At 65.3% G+C, this 15,572-nt stretch carries 11 protein-coding genes; 9 read left to right on the top strand and 2 right to left on the bottom strand.

The window, feature by feature from the left end; all coding sequences use genetic code 11:
• Window positions 1-62: 62 nt before the first annotated feature.
• Genes NTV05_09610 through NTV05_09595 form a run of 4 tightly spaced genes read left to right on the top strand, consistent with a single transcriptional unit; the run spans window position 63 to window position 5,946 of the window.
• Window positions 63-671, top strand: coding sequence for a Rid family hydrolase (locus NTV05_09610; GenBank protein ID MCX6544656.1), 609 nt, complete (start codon window positions 63-65; stop codon window positions 669-671).
• On the top strand, window positions 668-2,332 hold the full coding sequence (locus NTV05_09605) for a DUF1553 domain-containing protein (GenBank protein ID MCX6544655.1): 1,665 nt from the start codon (window positions 668-670) through the stop codon (window positions 2,330-2,332). The genes NTV05_09610 and NTV05_09605 overlap by 4 nt, the downstream gene beginning before the upstream one ends.
• Window positions 2,333-2,353: 21 nt before the next feature.
• Entirely contained in the window at window positions 2,354-3,667 is a 1,314-nt protein-coding gene (locus NTV05_09600; protein MCX6544654.1) for a DUF1501 domain-containing protein, read from the top strand.
• Between the two features lie 17 nt (window positions 3,668-3,684).
• Window positions 3,685-5,946, top strand: a complete 2,262-nt coding sequence (locus tag NTV05_09595) for a PPC domain-containing protein (GenBank protein MCX6544653.1) — start codon at window positions 3,685-3,687, stop codon at window positions 5,944-5,946.
• A 42-nt stretch (window positions 5,947-5,988) separates the two neighbouring features.
• On the opposite strand, the gene NTV05_09590 is transcribed toward NTV05_09595, so the two are convergent.
• Entirely contained in the window at window positions 5,989-8,136 is a 2,148-nt protein-coding gene (locus tag NTV05_09590) for a S46 family peptidase (protein ID MCX6544652.1), read from the bottom strand.
• A 230-nt stretch (window positions 8,137-8,366) separates the two neighbouring features.
• Between NTV05_09590 and NTV05_09585 the strand changes: the two genes are divergently transcribed.
• From NTV05_09585 to NTV05_09565, 5 genes are all read left to right on the top strand, one after another.
• The gene (locus NTV05_09585; GenBank protein ID MCX6544651.1) at window positions 8,367-8,954 is read left to right on the top strand and encodes a DUF6305 family protein; all 588 of its coding nucleotides are present in this window, start codon (window positions 8,367-8,369) and stop codon (window positions 8,952-8,954) included.
• 18 nt (window positions 8,955-8,972) lie between these two features.
• Entirely contained in the window at window positions 8,973-10,262 is a 1,290-nt protein-coding gene (locus NTV05_09580; GenBank protein ID MCX6544650.1) for a C4-dicarboxylate ABC transporter, read from the top strand.
• Window positions 10,259-10,420, top strand: coding sequence for a hypothetical protein (locus NTV05_09575; protein ID MCX6544649.1), 162 nt, complete (start codon window positions 10,259-10,261; stop codon window positions 10,418-10,420). The genes NTV05_09580 and NTV05_09575 overlap by 4 nt, the downstream gene beginning before the upstream one ends.
• A gap of 7 nt (window positions 10,421-10,427) precedes the next feature.
• Entirely contained in the window at window positions 10,428-11,597 is a 1,170-nt protein-coding gene (locus NTV05_09570; GenBank protein MCX6544648.1) for a succinylglutamate desuccinylase, read from the top strand.
• 64 nt (window positions 11,598-11,661) lie between these two features.
• Entirely contained in the window at window positions 11,662-13,458 is a 1,797-nt protein-coding gene (locus NTV05_09565) for a C69 family dipeptidase (protein MCX6544647.1), read from the top strand.
• A 1,048-nt stretch (window positions 13,459-14,506) separates the two neighbouring features.
• Here the strand turns inward: NTV05_09565 and NTV05_09560 are convergent.
• Window positions 14,507-15,559: an ABC transporter permease gene (locus NTV05_09560; protein ID MCX6544646.1), complete on the bottom strand. Its 1,053-nt coding sequence runs from the start codon at window positions 15,557-15,559 to the stop codon at window positions 14,507-14,509.
• Window positions 15,560-15,572 lie beyond the last annotated feature (13 nt).

The raw sequence follows: 15,572 nt of genomic DNA, 5'->3' as shown, positions 1-15,572 counted from the left end.
CTGTCTAAACCTGATACCCGCGTCAATCTGGCCGGGGCCGACAAGGATCACTAATGGCGACGATGGCACCAGAGACCCGCGCGCGCGCGGCGACGATTCCCGCACCGCGATCCGAGTGCGAACGCGACGAAATGATGGCGCTTGGCGTCATCCGGGCGGATGGCGGGACGGCCACCCCGCCGCCTTCGCCAGTTGAAGCGCGCCGCGGCTCCCCCGCCGATCTCCCGATCTCGAGGACCGCGATCGAAGCCCCGTCGGTCCTCAACGAGGCGTACGACTACGCCAGACCCGCGTCGTTTACGCGCGGCCTGCGTTTCGATATCGGCGACAAGTCGATGTTGATGATCTCGGGGACAGCCAGCGTGGACGACGCTGGTCGAACCGCGCACGTGGGCGATTTCCGGGCGCAGTTGTGGCGCACGTATCGCAATATCACCGCGCTGCTCGCCTCGGAAGGCGCAACGTGGCACGACATCGTGCGGACGACCTGCTATCTGCGGGATATCGAACGCGACTACACGGACTTCAACGAGGTGCGGACCCTGTTTTTCACGTGGCTGGGTCTCGATCCGCTGCCCGCGAGCACGGCCATCCAGGCCAGGATCTGCCGCGAGAACCTGCTGGTTGAGATCGAAGCGATCGCGGTCGTTCCACGTGATCGCCGCCGATGAGCGCGATGAGAGCGCTGCTCGTCGCGGTGCTCGCCGCTTCGGCGACGCTGGCTACCACGGCGGCTCCCTATGCCGGGCAGAATCCGCCGCTGCCCGCGACAGCAGTCACGCTTGGCCCGCCTGGCGCTCAGAGTCCGTTCGAGAGCACGGCAGCGGTCACCTCCAACAACAAGATTGACGACATCGTCTTCGCCCAGCTGAAGCGCCTCAATCTCAAGCCGGCCGGCTCGTCGTCGGACGCCGTCTTCGTGCGCCGCGCGTACCTCGACGTCATCGGCACGCTGCCGACCGCGGACGAGGCTCGGACGTTTCTCGACGACCAGAACCCGTCGAAGCGGGCGGCGCTGGTTGATCGCCTGCTCGAGCGCCCGGAGTATGCCGACTACTGGGCCATGAAGTGGGGCGATGTCCTGCGGATCAAGTCGGAATTTCCCATCAACCTGTGGCCCAACGCCGTGCAGGCGTACCACCGGTGGGTGAAGACGGCCATCCGCGACAACATGCCCTACGACCGGTTTGTGCGTGAACTGCTCACGCAGAACGGCAGCAATTTCCGCGTCGCACCCGTCAACTTCTATCGCGCGGTGCAGAGCCGGGATCCGCTGGCGATTGCCTCGACCGTCGCGCTCACCTTCATGGGCACGCGCACCGATCGGTGGCCCAAAGAGCGCCTGGACGGCATGTCGATGTTCTTCTCGCGAATCGGCTACAAGCCGACGGGCGAGTGGAAGGAAGAAATCGTCTACTTCGATCCGGACAAGGCTCCGGCGCCCTCGGCCGCTGGCGTGCTGAAGCAGCCGGTGTTTCCCGACGGGACCAGGGCCACCATCGCGCCCGGACAGGATCCGCGCGAGGTGTTCGCGACCTGGTTGATCTCGCCGGCCAACCCGTGGTTTGCCCGCACGGCCGCCAATCGAGCCTGGTACTGGCTGATGGGACGCGGTGTCATCCAGGATCCCGATGATATCCGGCCAGACAATCCGCCCAGCAATCCGGAACTGCTCGACTATCTCGAGAAGGCGTTCGTGGCCTCGCGCTACGACTTCAAGGCGTTGCAGCGCCTTATTCTGAATTCAGCGACGTATCAGTTGTCCTCCCTGCCACAGACGGCTACCCCGGAAGCAGAGGCCAACTTCGCCCACGCCATCATTCGCCCGCTCGATGCCGAAGTGCTGGTGGATGCGATCAACCAGATCACCGGCGGCGCCGAGGAATACCAGAGTGCGATTCCCGAGCCGTTCACGTTCGTCCCGCCGGACGTGCGCTCGATTGCGCTCGGTGACGGGAGCGTCACAAGCGCGTTTCTCGAGACGTTCGGGCGGCCGCCGCGCGACAGCGGACTCGCCTCGGAACGCAACAGCCGGCCCACCGCATCCCAGCGGCTGCAGTTGCTTAACGGCGGCGACATTCAACGCAAGATTCAGCAGGGCCCGAAGATGCAGGCCCTGTTACAGGCCGGCGGCGGTGGTCAGCCGTTCATCGTCAATCTCTATCTGACGATCCTGTCGCGGAGGCCGACGGACGACGAAATCAAAGCGGTCGGCGGCTATGTGCAGTCCGCGGTCGGCAATCCGCAGGCGGGCGGAGGCGCTCGGCGGCAGGCGGCGCTGGACCTGGCGTGGGCACTCATCAACAGCGCGGAATTCAGATATCGGCATTAACGAAGAAGGGGCAGGCGGAAGATGGCCCTCACGAGACGTGACGTGATTCGGACCGGCATCGTCGGCGGCGCTGGTCTGCTGCTCGCCGACCGGTTTGGACCTCGCGGCTGGGCGGCGGCGCCGGCCGCGAAGGCAAAGTCGATCATCCAGATCTGGATGTGGGGCGGCCCCTGCCACATCGATACGTTCGATCCGAAGCCGGGCGCAGGATCCGACTACACCGGGCCGCTCGACAAGCCGATTCCCACCAACGTTGACGGCCTGCAGATTGGCGAACTGCTGCCGCTGCTGGCCAGGCAGGCCGACAAGTACTCGGTCATCCGGAGCATGACGCACGGTAACAACGCCCACGAATCGGCATCCTACTGGGTGCAGACGGGCCGCAAGCCCGGTGACCGCCTCGTCTTTCCCGGCGTGGGTTCGGTCGTGTCGTTGCTCAGAGGCTACAACGTCGGCTACAAGGGATTGATTCCGCCGTACGTCGTCCTGACCCAGTTGCAGGGGCGGTTCTCCGAATCTGGTTTTCTCGGTCCACGATTCGCGCCGTTTGCCACGGGTAGCGATCCGCAGCAGACTCCCTTTGCCGTCCAGGGCGTCATCACGCCGGGCATCACCGAACAGCGGCAGCGCGACCGGCGCGAACTGCTCCACACGTTGAACACGTTCGGCAACGCGCTCAAAGGCCAACCTGCACTCGATGCCTTTGTCCAGTCGGAGGATCAGGCCTACGAGCTGATTCTGGGTGACGCCGGCAAGGTGTTCGATCTGTCGCAGGAAACCAATGAGACGCGCGAGCGCTACGGCCGCAATACGTTCGGGCAATCGTGCCTGGCCGCGCGGCGGCTGGTCGAGCGTGGCGTTCCGTACGTCACGATCAACTTCCAGGGCTGGGACACCCACAAGCAGCACTTCCAGACGATGAGGCAGCGGCTGCCATGGCTCGACAAGGGCATGTCGGTGCTGCTGGCGGATCTCGCCGAACGCGGCCTCCTCGACAGCACCATCATCTGGTGGGGGGGCGAATTCGGCAGGACGCCCAGGGTCCAGTGGGAAGCTCCGTGGAATGGCGGCCGAGGCCACTGGGGACAGGCGTTCTCGACGGTGCTGGCCGGTGGCGGCTTCAAGGGCGGACACGTGATCGGTTCGACCGATGCGCGCGGCGAGGAAGTCAGGGAGCGGCCTGTCTATCCCGAAGATGTGATCGCCAGCATGTACGAGCAGCTGGGCTTTGATGTGAACGCGAAGCTGCCGAATCCGGACGGGCTCGACATCCGCCTGGTGCCAACGACTGCCGAAGGCGCGCAGCCGATCAAGCGGCTGACGGAAATCATGTAGCCATTGGAATGGGACCCATGAAGGCACTTCGCATCGGGTTGACGGCAGCGATGGCCCTGGCCTTGATGGCGCCGACCGCCGGCGCCCAGCAGCAGAACAGCCCGCATGCCGGGTATGTGTATCCGGCGGGCGGCCAGCAGGGCACATCGTTTCGCGTGCGCGTCGGCGGGCGGTTTCTGGATCGGACCGGCAGTGTGCTGGTCTCCGGACGTGGTGTGCGCGCCGCGGTGGCTGAGTACGACAGGCCGATCGCCGGCCAGCAGTTGACCGCGTTGCGCGACAAGGCGCAGGAACTTCAGAAGAAGGCGAACGACCCGGCGGTACGCAAGGAACTGCTCGACCTTCGCATGAAGATCGGCGATTCGGTCAGACGGAACCAGAATCCGACTCTGTCCGAAATTGTCACGCTCGAGGTCACTATCGCGCCGGATGCCGAGCCCGGATTGCGGCAGTTGCGGCTGGACACACCTGTCGGACTGTCCAATCCCCTCGTGTTCTCGGTGGGCCAGTTGCCCGAAGTGATGGAGAAGGAGCTCAAGAACGGGAAGGCCGACGCGGAGTTGGCGATTACCGTGCCAGCAGTGGTCAACGGCCGCATCATTCCCGGCGATGGCAACCGGCTTCAACAGCCCGTGCGTCAGGGCCAGCAGTACATGCCGGGCGACGTTGATCGGTATCGATTCCAGGCGCGCAAGGGACAGGACCTGGTCGTGGCGGCCAGCGCGCGCGAGCTGATGCCGTATCTGGCGGATGCGGTGCCGGGATGGTTTCAGGCCACGCTTGCCCTCTACGATGCGAGCGGAAAGGAGGTCGCTTACGACGACGACTTCCGGTTCCAGCCTGATCCGGTGCTTCGCTACACGATCCCGGCCGACGGCGAGTATGTCGTCGAGATCAAGGACGCGCTCTACCGCGGGCGTGAGGACTTTGTGTATCGCATCACGATCGGCGCGGTGCCCTTCCTGACGGGGGTGTTTCCGCTGGGTGGTTCAGTCGGCGCAAAAACCCCCACCGAATTGACCGGATGGAACCTGCCGACGACGAAACTCATCGTCGATGCCAAGGGCGCCACGAAGGGCTACTACCCTGTTTCGCTGCGCGCGGGCGCCATCAATTCGAACCGCGTGCCGTTCGCGCTCGACACACTGCCGGAGACACTGGAACGGGAGCCCAACGACACGCCGGTCACTGCCCAGCGCGTCACGCTTCCGGTCATCGTCAACGGACGGATTCGGCAGCCCGGCGACACCGACATGTTCAACTTCGACGGCCGCGCGGGCGCGCACATCGTCGCCGAAGTTATCGCCCGCCGCCTCGGTTCGCCGCTTGATTCCGAGCTCGAACTGACGGATGCGGCAGGAACTCGGATCGCATTCAACGACGACCACGACGACAAGTCGGCCGGCCTCATCACCCACCAGGCCGATTCGCTGCTCATGGCGACGCTGCCGGCCAACGGGAAGTATCTGCTTCGCATCAGCGATACGCAGCACCAGGGCAGTCCTGATCATGCGTACCGTCTTCGCATCAGCCTGGCGCGGCCCGATTTCGATATCTGGATCGCGCCGTCCGGCATCGTGGCGCCTGCGGGCGGCAGCGTGGCGATTACGGCGTTCGCGGTCCGCAAGGACGGGTTTGCCGGCGACATCGCGTTGTCGCTGAAGGACGCCCCGAGCGACTTTGTGCTCAGCGGTGGCGTGGTGCCAGCCGGGATCGACAAGGTGCGCCTGACCCTGACCGCCCCGCCGGCGCCGATGAAGGCGCCAATCAGCGTCGAGATTGAGGGACGCGCCATCATCGACGGCAAGACCGTGGTGCACCGGGCCGTGCCGGCCGAAGAGATGATGCAGGCGTTCGCTTACAAGCACCTGATCGCCGCCGACGATCTCCGCGTCTCCGTGATCGCGCGAGGGGCGACCAGGGTTCAGTCGGCGCTGCTCACGGCCCAGCCCGTGAAGATCCCGGCGGGCGGCAATGCGCGCATCCGCGTCGCCACGCCTCCGGGCTACCGCACATTCGACAAGATCGAACTCGAGTTGAGCGAGCCACCCGACGGCATTTCCGTCAAGGACGTGTCGCTCGGTTCCAATGGGGCCGACTTTGTGATTCAGACAGATGCGTCTGCGGTCAAGGCTGGGCTCCGCGGCAACCTGATTGTCAACGTGTCCGGAGAGCGGGTGCCTCCGGCCAACGCTCAGCGACCTGCGACGGCGGCACGCCAGCGCGTCACAATCGGCACGCTGCCGGCCATTCCGTTCGAGATCATCCCGCAGAAGTAGGGGCACGGCATGCCGTGCCCCTACGGCGGTTCCTGAAACGGATTACTTCTTGGCTGGCGACGCGGCCTTGACCGCGACCGGCGGCTTGCCGGTGAGTTCCGTCACCAGGGCGTCGGCCTTGTAGACCTTCCTGAACGCCTCGATGATGGCGCGCGAGTCGACCGAGATCGCGCGGTTGATCGCTTCCTGGTAGATGAAATACCCGGGCAGCATCTGGATATTTCCGTCGAACACCAGGCCCACCAGTTCGCCCTTCCTGTTGACGACCGCCGAGCCGCTGTTGCCCCCGACAATGTCGTTGGTGCTGACCAGGTCGAACGGCGTCTTCAGATCCTGAGCGGCCTTGGTCTCGGCCCAACGCGGTGACAGGTCGTACGGCGGCTGGCCGTTGTGCTGGGCTGAGCGGTCGTAGATGCCCGCGAAGTAGGTGTAGGGCGGAATCTTCTTGCCGTCCTCCGTGTAGCTCTTCACGGTGCCGTAGGACAGGCGGAGCGTGCCCGTTGCATCCGGATACGCCTTCGGTCCGTCAACCGCGAGCACGGCCTGACCGATCTTCGGGTACGCCGCTGCCTGCACCGCCACGACGTCATCCTCGTACTTCTTGGTCACCGCCTGGGCGTCGGCTTCAAGTGAGCGAGCCAGGATGATCATCGGGTCAGTCGACGCGTCAATGGTCGCCTTCCCGCCAGCCTGCAGCAGGTTGCGAATTTCCGCGTCGGTGATGCGCGTGCCATCGATGAGCTCGCTTGCTCGCGCCTCCGGCGTCTTGTCTCCGAGGATCCGTTTCACGATGGCGTGCGTCGGTCCCAGGTACTTCTGCATGAAGGCGAGCGATTCGGTGAGATTGATCTTCTCGCGAGCGATGTTCAATGCGGGCTGCGTCCCGCCGCGGCCACCGCCACCGGCCGGAGCGCCCTGTGCCGCCGGTGCGCCGCCGCCCCGTCCGCCCCGTCCGCCGCGTCCGCCACGACCTTCAGCCGATGGAGGCGTGTAGGCGTTGCGCACGAGTTGCCGCGCCTGGGTGAACAGCGTCGTGTTCAGGCCGGCCGATCCGGCGATGAAGTTGCGCTCCGCGTCGATCTGCCGCGCGACCTCGATCGACTTCTCGATCGTGTCCCACGCGTCGCCCAGTTCCTTCTGTTTGGCTGCGTTCTTCGCCAGTTCGGCGCGGAGCCGCTTCTCGGCAGCCTCCTTCGACGCCATCACCGCGTTGTCCTGCAGTCCATTCAGGTAGCCGCGGTTCGACTTGAGGCTGTTCTGGATGCCGAACAACTCGCTCGTCGTAGCCCGCGCATTCTCTGCCGACAGCGCCGCCCACTTCTTGATGGCGGCCTCTCTCATCTCGCCGCTGGCCACCGAGAACGGCATCGCCAGGTCGCGGCGGTACTTCAGATGGGCTACGGTATTGAGGCGGTAGGTCCCGCCCGGATGACCGGTGGTGAACACCAGCTCGTTCTCGACGGTGCCTTTCGGCGACCAGTGCAGATAGTTCGGCGTCTGGGCCGGCTTGTCGTTTTCATACAGCCGGAACATGCCGACGTCGAGGCAGTAACGCGGATACGTGAAGTTGTCCGTGTCGCCGCCGTAGAAGCCAGTCTGGTATTCGACGCCGAACACCAGCCGCACGTCGCTGTAGACCTTGTAGGTGTAGAGGTTGTAGACGGCGCCAGCGTAGAGACCGACGACCTGCTTGGTAACGCCCGGCTGCTGTTCGCCCACGATGGCCGTTGTGGCCTTTGTCCGGGCCGCGCTCGCCTCCTGAGGCGTCATGCCTGGCGTGACCGCGGCGGTCACTTTGGCGGTGACATCCTCGATGCTCTGGAGGACGCTCAGCGTCATCCCCGCCACCTTCAATTCGTTGGCGCTGGTCGGCGCATAGAACCCGTTCTTGACCAGGTCCTTGTCGGGCGTGCTCAAACGCTGCAACGAACTGAGCGCGATGTGGTGATTGGTCAGCACGAGACCGTTGGGCGACACGATCGAACCGGTGCCGCCGCCAAAGCGCACCGTGGCCAGTTGCAGGTGATTGAGCCACGCGTCGGTGACGTCGAACCCGTACTTCGCCTTGATGGCGGTCTTCGGGATGGAGTTGTACGGCCAGAAGCCTTCTTCGGCGCGGGGAACGCCGCTGAAGACAATGGCCGCGAGCAGGACAGCGAACAACGGGACAAGGAATCGGCGCGTTTTCATGCCTGGCCTCGGGATTGAAGGATGACAGACAGGTGGTTGAACATCGAGATCGGCCAGCGTCAGGCCGGTACAGGAGCCAATCGACTCTATTGACGGCGGCGCACCCTGTCAAGTGTGGGACAACAGTGGTTGTAGAGCTGATGTGATATTCTGCCGGCGCGTTGTACCCCCGCTTCAGGCCGACACTGGCCGCGATCCCGTCATCAGGCCTTCGGTTCGAGGGAGTCATCATGAATCGCCGTCTCCTCCCCGCTCTCGTATTAGTGCCCGCCCTGCTGGCTGGCCTCGCGGTGGTCACCGCGCAGGCCCCGCTGACAGCCCCGGCGCCGGTCCTGCTGACCTCGTGTGGCCAGAGCCCGGGCCCGGTGAAGTTGCAGGTCTTTCTCAAACGCCTCGGCATCGAGCACGAATACAAGACCGACGCGACGGTGAAGGATCTCAACGCAAAGAAGTTCAAGTCGCTCATCATCGTCACCGGAACCAGTTTGAAGGGCATGGGGGCGGCCGGCGTCTCGATCAGCGACGAACTGAAGAGGACAGAAGCGCTGATCGCGGAGGCGAAGAAACAGGGGATCATGGTGATCGGCGCGCACGTCGAGGGGATGGAACGGCGAGCGAAGAACGCCGCACCCGGCGACAACTCTGACGAGCTGTCGATCGACGCCGTCTGCCCTGTGTCGCGGTTGATGATTGTGCGCAAGGACGGTGACGAGGACGGCCGCTTCACCGCCATCTCGAAGACGAAGAAGATCCCGCTCATCACGTTCGAGAAGAACACCGATCTCAGCGGTGTTCTCAAGACTCTCTTCGGGAAGTAGGAGCGCCAGGCCTTGAGCATGACCGCCCAGGCCGGGCTGGTGCTCGGCGTGATGGTTGCCGCCTATGTGGTCGTGCGGGCAGCCAGGCTCTCGACGGAACTGTCGATGCTCGCCGCCGCGCTCGCCGGCGGCCTGGCAGCCGGCCAGGGCATCCCCGCCCGGCACATCGCCGAGGGGGCGGCCACCTACCTCGACATCAATCTGATCTTCGTCACGGCGACGCTCTTCATGAACCTGCTCAAGGAATCGGGAGGCGTGGCCTTCGTGGTGCGAGCCATCCTCAGGCGATTCCACCGCCAGCGCGCACTGCTGCTCGTGCTGATGTCGCTGCTCCTGTTGATTCCGGGAGCCCTCACCGGCGCCGGCAGCGTGACGGTCCTCATCATGGGCGGGACGGTCGGGGTCGTCCTGACCTACATGGGCATCTCGGCGGTCCGGACGGCGGCAATCATCTTTCTCATCGCCGGCCTGAGCGCGGCGGCCCCGCCGGTGAGCCTCTGGGCGATGATGACGGCGGCGGGCGTGAACATGCCCTACGTCGGCTTCTTCTGGCCGCTGATGATTCCCTGCGTCGTGCTCGCGCTCGTCTCCGCTTTCTGGCTCGGTTGGAAGGGCGAGCAGGTGGATATCGATCGCGCGCTCGCCGAACTTCCCGAAGCGCCGGCCGGCATGCGCTGGTGGAAGCTGCTCCTCCCCTTCGCGGTCTTCATGTTCCTGATCTTCGTCGGCCGGCAGTGGCCCTACTCGACGCCCATTGTCGGCCTGCCGCTGATGTTTGCGGCCGCGGCGGCTGTGACCGTCGCCGTGTCGCCCGTCCGTCTCGACATTCTCAGGATCTCGCGCGACACCGTGGCGCAGCTCCTGCCGCTGCTCGCTACGCTTACCTGCGTCGGCGTACTCGTCCAGATCATGACGCTCACCGGCGCGCGCGGCCTGCTGGCGGTCACCGTGGCCACGCTGCCCGTCGCCGTCGTCTTCGCCACACTGTTCGTCGTGCTGCCGCTCTCAGAGGCGGTTTTGATGTGGGGCGCCGCGCCCGTCATCGGCGTGCCGCTGGTGTTGCTGTTCAATACGATGGGGCTCAATCCGATCGTGGCGCTGGCCGGCATGAGCATGATCTGGCCGCTCGGCGACGCGCTGCCGCCCACGGCCATCATCGGACGTCTCACCATCGACGTGGTCGGCTACAAGGGCCCCTATGGTCGTTTCCTGAAGGCATGCTCGGGCCCGGCGGTTATCATCGCCATCGTCGGCACGCTGATGGTGGTGTTCAGTAAGCACCTGGGTTGGCTCACGGGACTGTCATGACATCAATGCTTGTGGTCACGTGGCTCTACTATCTGCTCGTCGCATTCGTGACGGCCCTGCTGGTCACGAACCTGATCCGCTCGCGCAAGTGGGAGCAGGACGTGCTTTACGTCCTGGTGCTCGTGCCGTTCGTGCTGCGCCTGCTGCGTCTCAAGTGAGCCGATCATGAACGACCGCCTGTTCCTCGTCCGCAAGATGGTGGTCATCGCGCTCGGCGCGGCTTTGCTGATTGCTTCCGGCCTCAGCTTCTATCGGAGCCGCTCGCGGCTTGAACCGGTGGTCGTCGGCGATGGCGTCACCGCTGTGAAGTCGCTCGGCGACTACTTCGGCGGCATCAAGGGCACGGTCAACGACTGCAACCTGTACGTGCTCGAGGGCAAGGAGCCTGGGGCGACGCTGCTCGTGCTGGGGGGCTCGCACCCGGAGGAGCCGGCCGGCCGGCTTGCGGCCTGGCTCTTCGCGGAAAACGGCGTGATGGAAAAAGGGCGCCTGATCGTGGCGCTCAGCACCAACCGGAGCGCCACGAGAGTGACGCGGCTGGGCGGCGCCTACCCGCCCGACTACACCATTGACACGCCGTTCGGCGGCCGCACCTTCCGGCACGGCGATCGCTGGACCGACCCGCTCGATCAGTGGCCCGACCCCGAGGTGTACATTCACTATCCCAGCGGGCAGTCGCTCGCCTACGTGGACGTGCGCAACATCAATCGTTCGTGGCCCGGCCGTCCCGACGGGACGCTCACCGAGCAGACCGCGTACGCCTTCATGCAACTGATCCGCCGCGAGAAGGTGGACGTGGTCATCGATCTGCACGAGGCCGAGCTCCAGTACCCGGTAATCAACACGATCGTGACGCACCAGAAGGGGCAGGAATTCGCGACTATGGTGTCGATGATGCTGACCGACAACGAGGGATTTACCATCGGCACCGAGTTCTCGCCGCGCAGTCTTCACGGTCTGTCGCACCGCGAGATCGGCGACTACTCCGAGGCCGTGTCGCTCCTCTTCGAGTCAGCCGAGCCGTTCCTGGACGCGACGCGCGGCATCACGTCCCGCGAACAGCTCCTGACCGGCCGCGACGAATTCGTCGTCCGGGCTGGCCAGCACGGGCTCCTGTTCGCGAAGATCGACGAGAACGGGTGGCCGATCGCTGTTCGCGTCGGCCGCCACACCTCCTCGGTGCTGCAGGTGATGGAGACGTGGACCGAGGATCATCCCGATCGACCGCTGGTGGGGCACGGCGTGCCCCGCTACAAGGACCTGAAGGCAAACGGGGTCGGACGCTACCTGCGCGACCCCCTCACGGCGCGACCCGGACGTTTGTATTATGAATAGCTTGTGAGACCCGGCTGGCCGCTGAGGCGACCGCCGGCGAGACGGACTTGGAGGAGTGAACCAGATGAAGCCGAAAACCCTGTTCCTGATACTGCTGGCCGTGGCGTTCTGTGGGATGGCCGGCGTGGCCAGCCAGGCGCCGCCTCCGCAGAAGGTGTTCGCGTCGCCATCCGACCCCGAGATCAACATCCGGAAGATGTGCACCGAGCCGCCGCCGCCAGGCGTCTCGGCCGAGGACTGGCAGCTCACGTGCGATTCCTGCACGTCGATGCCAACCACCAAGGAGGCCTCGGCCGACGGATCGGTGATGACGTCGCACTCGTGCGACGGACACTACGAAGTCCGGATTCATGTTGTGCCAGGCAAGAAGAGCGCGGCCGGCACGATGCGCCCGATCATGAAGGGCGGCGGCCTCGGTGCTGACAGGCCTGCGGCCAAGCAGGTCGGCGAGATTCCCGAGATCGAGCAAACCCTCACCCGCTACGACGCGTCGTACCCGTTCATGAACGAAAAGCAGGTCATCATGGGCGAGACCACGATCGGCGGGCGCCGCGAGTTGTACAACGACGAGGGGCTCTTCGACATCATGGAGCTGCAGCGCCTGGCACTCGAGCGGGCGTCGACCGCACGCGACGCGATCAGGATCATGGGTGAGTTCGCCACGAAGTACGGCTACGGGGATTCGGGCGAGTGCCTGACCGTCGGCGACGCGAATGAGGTCTGGCACTTCGAGATCTTCGGTGCCGGCGCGGTTGACAAGGGTGCTGTGTGGGCGGCGGTCCGCATCCCGGCGGGCCACGTGGGCGTGAGCGCCAATCGTCCGCGTATCCCCGAGCTCAAGCTCGAGGACAAGGACAACTACATGGCTTCGGAGAACGTCTTCCAGGTGGCCAAGGACATGGGGTGGTGGAAGCAGGGTGAGCCGTTCGTGTTCCACAAGGCCTACAGCGGCAGCGGGTCGCTCGGCAGCACGCGGCGCGAATGGCGGGTGCTCAGCACGATGGCGCCCTCGCTCAAACTCGACGCCTGGGACCCGAACCCGCCGTTCACGGTGAAGGCGGAGATCAAGGTCGGCCCGCGCGACCTGATGCGGCTCCATCGCGACTACTACCAGGGAACCGACTTCGACGCGTCGCAAGGAGGCGTCGCGGGCCCGTTCGGCAGTCCGAACCGCTGGGCCGCGTCCACGCGGCCGCCAGAAGGGTCGGTGGGCTTCGAGCGCACGATCTCGGTGCACCAATGCTCCTACACCACGGTTATACAGGCTCGCAACTGGATGCCGGCCTGGATTGGCGGCGTGGTCTGGTTTGCCAACGATGACGCCAAGACATCGCCCTTCGCGCCGCTCTACGCAGGCAATACCCGCATTCCCGAGGCGTATGAGATCGGGACCCGCGCGGAATTCGATCGTCGATCCGCGTGGTGGTCGTCGAACTTCGTCGGCAACTGGGCGAACCTGAACTTCGCCGCGATGATTCAGGACATCCGGGAGGCCTACACCGGGATCGAAGATCGACTCTTCGCGCAACAGCCCGTCGTCGAGAAGGTGGCGCTCGAACTGTACAAGCAGGATCCGGCCGCGGCCCGCGAGTACATCACCGCCTACTCGAACCGCGTCACCAAGGACACGATCGACGCGTGGTGGAAGCTGGCCGACACGCTGGTGGTGAAGTATCAGGACGCGGGAGGCAACCTGCAGGGGACCCAGCGCCAGCGCGCGCAGTACCCGAAGGACTGGCTGGAGAAGAACGGCTACGGGAGCATGAAGAACCCGAAGGCCGCACCACCGGCGCCGGCGAAAGAGCCGGTGAAGAAATTGGGGAATGAGAGGCCCCGGCATCCTGCGGAGAACTTGCCATGATTCGACGTGCCGCGATCGCGCTCCTCCTGTCGGTGCCGGCCGGGGGCTTCGCACAAACCACTATCAAGCCGCAAATCCGGCCGCCGTCGCGCGTGGTTCGGGCCGCGGTGTGCATCCCGACGGTAATGTCGGTCGCGCCGCGTCTGAGCGAAGCGCCGCCGAAGACGTTCCCCACGCTGTCCGCCGCCTTGCAGTACGCCGAGGCGCACAAAGTGTGCGCCGTCGTCGTTACGCTCGGACCCGCCACCTACACGGGCGAATTCCTTATCACGCAGCCTACGACTCTTCGCGGCCAGACGGGCGTGACCCTGGCCGGACCGGTGAGGAACCCGAGCGGCTTCGAGCTGGCGATGGAGAACCTCGCGATCTCGAATGCCCCCGATGTCGGGGTCATGCAGAACGGCGGGCGACTGGCGCTGAGCCACGTATCGGTGACGGAAACGCGTCGCGTCTCCGATGCCGTTCGAAGCGGGACCGCCGTCGAGTTGCGAGGCGGCGCGAACGCCACGTTGACCGCGGTCGCCATCGATGGCAACGACGGCGTCGGCTTGTACCTCGATGGCAAGGGCACGATCGCGCACGCGCTCGACCTGGCCGTCAGGAGGAACCGGATCCACCCCGTCGCCAAGGACGCGTTCGCAAGAACGTCGGCCTTCAATCGGGTCGGCGCGATCGAGGTGGCCAGCGAGGCCGAACTGTACGTCGATCGCTTCGACATCGCCGACAATGAGGTGATCGGTGTGCTTGTGCGCAATCGCGGCGCGGCCCATCTGCGCCAGGGTACCGTGACGGGAACGACACTCTTCAAAGTGGCGGGGCTGCCGGATTCGTACGGCGGCACCAACATCATGAGCCGCAACGAAGCGAGAATCGAGCTGACCCAATTCACGTCGAGCCGAGCCGGGGCGTGCGGACTGCGGCTGGCGCGCGCGTACATCAAGACTGGCGTGAAGGGCGAGGTGCACGACAACGCCATCGGGCTGTGTATCCTCGAGCCCGGGCCGGGCTTCAATGCGGAGACCTGCGTGACCACCCCGGTCGTACGGTTCTACAGCAACGGGACTAACGTCGATGGGCAGACGCTCCCGGTGCCCGACCCGTCCTGCGGCCTCCCCAATCCGCCGCCCGGGTGCGACAAGGCCGGGGCAACCTGCCCCGGGGTACCCTGGAAGTGAGCAGCAGCACCCACGCACGGGCCCGCATCTGATCGGGTTGGCGGTCTCACAGGTGTCTTGCAGTGTGCTGTCCGGGACGAGCCCATGGACGGCTCGTCCCGGCGGCGAGGCAGCCGTCGACATCGGCGCCGGGCGCGGCCGCCGATGTTGAAACCGGCCGGCGGCACCCCAATGACGGTGAATGGACGGCTGTCGAGTGTGATCGTCTTGCCAATCGCCCCGCGGTCGCCGCCCAGCCTTCGCTGCCACAGCTCGTAGCTGACGAGCGCAACGGCTCCGGCACCCGCCCCGTGATCCTCGGGCAGAAAGCCGCGGCCGACTACCGGTACGACACCGACCACGCGCAGAAACCCCTCCGAGACATCGAGTTCTCGAATGCGCTCAGCTCCCTCGTCGTCCCCCAGAACGCGGTTGCCGTTCCAGTACGCCGCCGTCTCGTCGAACGCGTGGTTGCGGACCTTCCAATCGAGGAAGTTCGGATAGGAAATCGGATAGCCGGCGTACTTGTCGCTGCGATCGGCCAATGCCACCAGGGCGTCGACGTCCTTTACCGGCGCGGGACGAAACAGAAACGCGTCGACGACGGCGAAGATCGCTGCGTTGGCGCCGATGCCGATCGCGAGCGACAGGACAGCCACACTCGCAAAGCCGGGACTCCGAAGCAGGCCGCGTACGGCATACCTGAGGTCGCGAGCGGCAGAATCCACCAGGTTCAGACCGCGGGCATCGCGGCAGTCTTCTCTGATTTGCTCGAGACCGCCGAACTGCAATCGCGCGCGCTGCCGCGCCTCGTCTGGAGAACACCCCTCACGCTCATAGGCCGCGACTGCCTGTTCGAGGTGAAACCGCAGCTCCTCGTCCAACTCGCGTTCGACGCGGCCGCGCCGGAACATCGCCCGCAGGCGGAACCACAGATCATCGAGCATGGTTCGTCTCCGC

Source organism: Acidobacteriota bacterium (assembly GCA_026393755.1).
Taxonomy (GTDB): domain Bacteria; phylum Acidobacteriota; class Vicinamibacteria; order Vicinamibacterales; family JAKQTR01; genus JBAXOX01.
The sequence above is the reverse complement of the archived record's forward strand: the minus strand, read 5'-3'. Positions and strand labels throughout refer to the sequence as shown.

What these genes read in the sequence shown, in the direction of transcription:
- NTV05_09560 (MCX6544646.1), bottom strand. Translation starts at nt 15,559, where the DNA reads ATGCTCGATGATCTGTGGTTCCGCCTGCGGGCGATGTTCCGGCGCGGC.
- NTV05_09585 (MCX6544651.1), top strand. Translation starts at nt 8,367, where the DNA reads ATGAATCGCCGTCTCCTCCCCGCTCTCGTATTAGTGCCCGCCCTGCTG.
- NTV05_09595 (MCX6544653.1), top strand. Translation starts at nt 3,685, where the DNA reads ATGAAGGCACTTCGCATCGGGTTGACGGCAGCGATGGCCCTGGCCTTG.
- NTV05_09610 (MCX6544656.1), top strand. Translation starts at nt 63, where the DNA reads ATGGCACCAGAGACCCGCGCGCGCGCGGCGACGATTCCCGCACCGCGA.
- NTV05_09570 (MCX6544648.1), top strand. Translation starts at nt 10,428, where the DNA reads ATGAACGACCGCCTGTTCCTCGTCCGCAAGATGGTGGTCATCGCGCTC.
- NTV05_09590 (MCX6544652.1), bottom strand. Translation starts at nt 8,136, where the DNA reads ATGAAAACGCGCCGATTCCTTGTCCCGTTGTTCGCTGTCCTGCTCGCG.
- NTV05_09580 (MCX6544650.1), top strand. Translation starts at nt 8,973, where the DNA reads ATGACCGCCCAGGCCGGGCTGGTGCTCGGCGTGATGGTTGCCGCCTAT.
- NTV05_09575 (MCX6544649.1), top strand. Translation starts at nt 10,259, where the DNA reads ATGACATCAATGCTTGTGGTCACGTGGCTCTACTATCTGCTCGTCGCA.
- NTV05_09565 (MCX6544647.1), top strand. Translation starts at nt 11,662, where the DNA reads ATGAAGCCGAAAACCCTGTTCCTGATACTGCTGGCCGTGGCGTTCTGT.
- NTV05_09600 (MCX6544654.1), top strand. Translation starts at nt 2,354, where the DNA reads ATGGCCCTCACGAGACGTGACGTGATTCGGACCGGCATCGTCGGCGGC.
- NTV05_09605 (MCX6544655.1), top strand. Translation starts at nt 668, where the DNA reads ATGAGCGCGATGAGAGCGCTGCTCGTCGCGGTGCTCGCCGCTTCGGCG.